The organism is Dietzia sp. DQ11-44 (assembly GCF_014145205.1).
Classification (GTDB): Bacteria; Actinomycetota; Actinomycetes; order Mycobacteriales; family Mycobacteriaceae; genus Dietzia; species Dietzia natronolimnaea.
Window position 1 is genome coordinate 1 of sequence record NZ_JAALEC010000440.1, and the last position, 5293, is coordinate 5293.

General features: G+C 69.3%; 3 protein-coding genes and 1 pseudogene. 1 reads left to right on the top strand and 3 read right to left on the bottom strand.

What is annotated here, in order from left to right; genetic code table 11:
- Both G6018_RS11445 and aceE read right to left on the bottom strand, forming a co-directional pair.
- A pseudogene (locus tag G6018_RS11445) lies at positions 1 to 715 on the bottom strand (PucR family transcriptional regulator); the annotation flags it as partial.
- The gene (aceE, locus tag G6018_RS11450) at positions 712 to 3507 is read right to left on the bottom strand and encodes a pyruvate dehydrogenase (acetyl-transferring), homodimeric type (RefSeq protein ID WP_179524990.1); all 2796 of its coding nucleotides are present in this window, start codon (positions 3505 to 3507) and stop codon (positions 712 to 714) included. The pseudogene G6018_RS11445 and the gene aceE, both read right to left, overlap by 4 nt.
- A gap of 310 nt (positions 3508 to 3817) precedes the next feature.
- Between aceE and G6018_RS11455 the strand changes: the two genes are divergently transcribed.
- Positions 3818 to 4252, top strand: a complete 435-nt coding sequence (locus G6018_RS11455; RefSeq protein WP_182609628.1) for a DUF3052 domain-containing protein — start codon at positions 3818 to 3820, stop codon at positions 4250 to 4252.
- Between the two features lie 191 nt (positions 4253 to 4443).
- Here G6018_RS11455 and G6018_RS11460 read toward each other — a convergent pair.
- Positions 4444 to 5293: RCC1 repeat domain-containing protein (locus tag G6018_RS11460; RefSeq protein ID WP_182639652.1), on the bottom strand; the 850-nt coding region annotated here is incomplete at its 5' end.

Genomic DNA, 5293 nt, shown 5'->3' on the forward strand with positions numbered 1-5293 from the left:
TGCCCGCCGCGACGGCGGCCTTGTGCGTGGCGGGCACGGACGCCAGCCCCAGATCCGCCCTGGGGCGCCCCACGATGACGGTGGCAGCGGTGGTCGGATCCCAGTTGAGCGCCGAGGCCCCGGAGGCGAGATCGGCGTGCCGGTCCCCGCGGACGACGGCGTCGACCAGCATCGCCTCCATGCGGGTGTCCCAGGCGCCCCGGTGCTCGGCGGCGGCCGCGTACACCGAGGCAGCGGTGAAGCCGAGCTCGCGACCGAATTTCAGCACCGCCGCGATCATGAGCCCGCGCTGGCGCTCGTTGTGGGTGATCCGCGGCATGACCAGCTCGAAGTACTCGCACGTGGAGCGGACGAGCTGCACGGTCTCCTGCAGGGACAGGCCCTGACCGAGGCCCTTGGGTAGAAGCTTGAACCCCGCGATCGTGTCGGTGTGCGGGGCCTCGGGGTTGCGCATCCAGGTGACGAAGTCGCGCACGGCGCTCTGGATGATCAGCTGGATCTCCGCCCGTTGGTCGGCGGACAGCCCGGCGAAGAACGGCAGGTCCTCCTCGAGGGACCGGACCGCTTCCGTCGACAGGGTCCCCGAGTACCGGGTGATGCGCTTGAGTAGCGCATCCGAGACCGGTCGCTGATCCGGAGCCCTCGCGGATCGGCGCCGTGACGGCTGTACGGTCTGTGGCCCGGCCCCCGCCGCGGGTCCGGTCGTCTCGGTCACGCCACCCCGGGATCCGTCGTGGGCTCGGGCGCCGCCATGACGTCGTCGATCTTGTACAGGCGGGCCGCCTCGAGCAGGGTGCGCTTCTCGAGGCTGCCCTCGCGGACCAGCCCGGCGAGGACCGCGACGATGATCGATTCGGCGTCGGTGTTGAAGAAGCGACGCGCAGCCGGTCGGGTGTCGGAGAACCCGAATCCGTCGGTGCCCAGGACGGTGAAGTCACCGGGGACCCATCCGCGGATCTGGTCCGGCACCGCCTTCTGGTAATCGCTCACGGCGACCTTCGGTCCCTCGCTGCCTTCGAGAGATGCGGTGACGAACGGGGTCCGGGCATGCTGATCCGGGTGTCGGAGCTCGTGGCGTTCACACTCGTAACCGTCCCGTGCCAGTTCGTTCCACGAGGTGGCCGACCAGAGATCGGCGGCCACGTCCCACCGCTCGGCCAGGGTCTTCTGGGCTTCGGCGGCCGCGTACATCGCGACACCCGAGGCGAGGATCGAGGCCTTGTGCGCGCCCTTCTCGGCCTTGCGGAAGAGGTACAAGCCCCGGAGCAGGGCGTCGGAGTCCAGATCCTCGGGCTCCGGCGGCTGCGGGACGGGCTCGTTGTAGAGGGTGATGTAGTACGACACGTTGCGGTCGATCCCGTCGGTGTCGTTCTCATGGGCGGCGCCCGGCCCGTACATCCGCTCGATCCCCGCGCGCATGATGTGGGCGAGCTCGAAACCCCATGCGGGGTCGTACGAGATGATCCCCGGGTTGGTGGCGGCGAGAAGCGGTGAATGGCCGTCCATGTGCTGCAGCCCCTCACCGGTGAGGGTGGTTCGGCCGGCGGTGGCGCCGAGCAGGAACCCGCGGGCGAGCTGGTCGGAGGCCGCCCAGATGGCGTCGCCGGTGCGCTGGAAACCGAACATCGAGTAGAAGATGTACAGCGGGATCATGGGCTCACCGTGGGTCGCATACGCGGTGCCGGCGGCGGTGAACTCGGCCACCGACCCGGCCTCGCTGATCCCCTCGTGCATGATCTGGCCCGTCTTGGACTCCTTGTAGCTGAGCATGAGGTCGTGGTCGACGGAGGTGTAGTTCTGCCCGTGCGGGTTGTAGATCTTCAGGGTGGGGAACCACGAGTCCATCCCGAAGGTCCGCGCCTCGTCCGGGATGATCGGGACCAGACGATCGCGTAGCGACTCGTCCCGCATGAGCTCCTTGCAGGTGCGGACCAGGGCCATCGTGGTGGCGACCGACTGCTTTCCCGAACCCTTGCGGAGCGAGGCCAGGGAATCGATGTCCGGGACGGAGAGCGGGGTGAAGGTCTGGCGCCGCTCGGGCACGTGCCCGCCCAGCGCGTTCCTCCGCTCGAGCATGTAGCGGATCTCCGGCGAGTTGGGCCCCGGGTTGTAGTACGGGGGCAGCGTCGGGTCGGCCTCCAGTTCCTCGTCCGTGATGGGGATGAGCTGCTTGTCGCGGAACAGCTTGAGGTCGTCCAGCGTCAGCTTCTTCATCTGGTGCGCGGCGTTGCGTCCCTCGAAGTTCTGGCCCAGACCGAAACCCTTGACCGTGTGCGCGAGGATCACCGTGGGCTGACCGGTGTGCTCGAGCGACGCCTTGTAGGCGGCGTGGATCTTCCGGTAGTCGTGCCCGCCGCGGCGGAGGGCCCAGATCTCGTCGTCGGTCATGTCCTCGACGAGCTTGGCCGTGCGGGGGTCACGACCGAAGAAGTGCTCGCGGATCCAGGCGCCGTCATTGGCGCGGAACGTCTGGTAATCACCGTCCGAGACGGAGTTCATGAGGGAGACGAGCGCGCCCTCGGTGTCCTTCTCGAACAGCGCGTCCCACTCGCGGCCCCACACGACCTTGATGACGTTCCATCCGGCGCCCCTGAAGTACGACTCCAGCTCCTGGACGATCTGCCCGTTGCCGCGGACCGGGCCGTCGAGGCGCTGGAGGTTGCAGTTGATGACGAAGGTCAGGTTGTCGAGCGCGTCGTTCGCGGCCACCTGCAGGGCTCCGCGCGAGTCGACCTCGTCCATCTCACCGTCGCCGAGGAACGCCCACACGTGCTGCTGGGAGGTGTCTTTGATCCCGCGGTTGTGCAGGTAGCGGTTGAACCGCGCCTGATAGATGGCGTTCATGGGCCCGAGGCCCATCGACACCGTGGGGAACTCCCAGAACTCGGGTAGGCAGCGGGGATGGGGGTAGGAGGGAAGTGAGCGTCCGGGGTGGCTCTTCTCCTGCCGGAACCCGTCGAGGTCGTGCTCGCGGAGGCGACCCTCGAGGTAGGCGCGTGCGTACATGCCGGGTGAGGCGTGCCCCTGGAAGAAGATGTGGTCACCACCCCCGGGGTGGTCCTTGCCGCGGAAGAAGTGGTTGTAGCCGACCTCGTACAGCGGGGCCGCGCCCGCGTAGGTGGAGATGTGGCCGCCCACACCGATGCCGGGCCGCTGGGCGCGGTGGACCATGATGGCCGCGTTCCAGCGGATCCAGCGCCGGTAGGTGCGCTCCACCGACTCGTCGCCCGGGAACTCGGGTTCGAGGCTGGTGGGGATCGTGTTGACGTAGTCCGATGAGGTGAGAGCCGGAAGGGGAACCCGCTGCTTGGAGGCGCGCTCGAGGAGCCTGAGCATGAGGTAGCGCGCCCGCTCGGGGCCCGCCTCCGCGAGCATGCCGTCGAGGGAGTCCATCCACTCCTGCGTCTCCTCGGGGTCCGAGTCCGCGAGATAGGACGCGACCCCCTCCCGGAGGACCGGCACGTTGGTGGGTGCGGAACCATCTCGGGTGCCTACGGTCTCGGTCATGCGTCTCGTCCTCACTTCTGCGATACGTACAGCGGCGACCCGGTGGGGTCACCACACATGTCGGGGTGCAGTGTCCGGTCGACCGCACGCGCCGCGGGTGTGTGGCGGATGGCGAGGTCGACCGGCCACGGGCCGTCGTCGGCCCATGACTTCCTCTGATTGTGCCCCAAAGCGTGATGCGCGACACGGGGCTGCGCTCTGACCGCCCAAATAGGCGGTAGTCGTTTCCCGTGGGAGGGTGCGCGGGTAGTGTTCCGTGTCAGCGAAAGACCAAGACGAACGAAGTCGGATACGAGGGAGGAACACCACGGTGGTCGCCGCGGCGAACCAGCAGGACGGGGCGGATCAGATTGCTGGTCAGCTCGAACTGACGAAGGACATGCTCGTTCAGGAGGTCGGATGGGATTCCGACTGTGACGAGTCGATCAGTGAGGCCGTCGAGGACGCCGTCGGGTCGGAGCTGCTGGAGGAGGACACGGACGAGATCGTCGACGCGGTACTGCTCTGGTGGCGCGACGGCGACGGCGACCTGGTGGACAGGCTCATGGACGTCGTGACCCCGTTGGCGGAGGAGGGTTCCGTGTGGGTCCTCACCCCCAAGACGGGGAACGACGGCCACGTGGAGCCCTCGGTCATCGCCGAGTCGGCCCAGACCGCCGGGATGCTCCAGACCCGCACCGCGGCCCTGGGGGACTGGGCGGGAAGCCGCCTGGCGCTGCGGAAGAACAGCATTCCGCGGAAGTAGAACGACGTTCCGCGGTTGTGATCGCACCCCCCGGGGGTGCTCGGCCGCCCGGCGGTCGGGCACCAGAACCGGGATGAGTTGATCTCACGAACACCGGCACCGGAGGTGCCGGTGTTCTCTCATGCACCGTGCGGGCACGCGGGACCGGAGCCGTGTCCGGGCGCCCTGTCGGTCGGCCGCCCGGTCGCCGGTCAGCCGTCCGGTCCGAGCAGGACGACCCCGCCGGACACCGACTGGGCGGGCCCCGGCAGCGGAACGCGGTAGGGGCGCCGGTCCTCGCCGGCGTACGGGGCAGCCCGGAGGCCGCCGCCCCAGGCCCACAGGTTTCCCGTCCGGTCGATCCCGTACGACGAGGCACCTGAGGCGCCGATCCACTCCATCGGCGCCACGCCGACCACCTGCTGCGGCGAGGCGGTGGAGGTGTCCTCGGAGTCCCCGTCGCCGAGCATCCCGGAGACGGTGCGTCCCCACGCCCAGACGTGCCCGTCGGCATCCCGCGCGAGCGCGAAATCGTTTCCGCCGGCCACCTGGACGATGTCGGTCAGCCCCTCGATCCTGACCGCCCGCGGGCTCTGACCTCCACGCGGTTCGACGCCCAGCAGTCCGTGGACGTTGTTGCCCCACGCGCACACCTCTCCGGTGCTGGTGGCGATGACGGCGGCCCCTCCCGGGTTGGCCACGCTGACGGCACCGGGGACGTCCCGGATCGTGCGGACCAGCGTCCCGTCCGGCTCGCCGATCACCTGGGTGAGATTGATCCCCCACCCCTGCACCCTGCCGTCGGAGCGCAGGGCGAGGACGTTGAGTTGCCCGTCGGCCACCTCGATCACGTTCTCGACCTTGGGGACCGGGCCCGGGGTGGGCTGCTGACGCTCGGCTCCGCGGTGGCCCCCGCTCGCGATGAACGAGTCGCCCCATGCGGTCACGGATCCGTCGGAGTGGGTGGCGAGGACCGCTCCACCGACCGCCGCCACGGAGGTGGCGTCCCGGACGCCGGGCACCTTCTGTGGCAGCGCCGCCGCGGGCCCGGCGGGCGTGCCG

What these genes read in the sequence shown, in the direction of transcription:
- aceE (WP_179524990.1), bottom strand. Translation starts at nt 3,507, where the DNA reads ATGACCGAGACCGTAGGCACCCGAGATGGTTCCGCACCCACCAACGTG.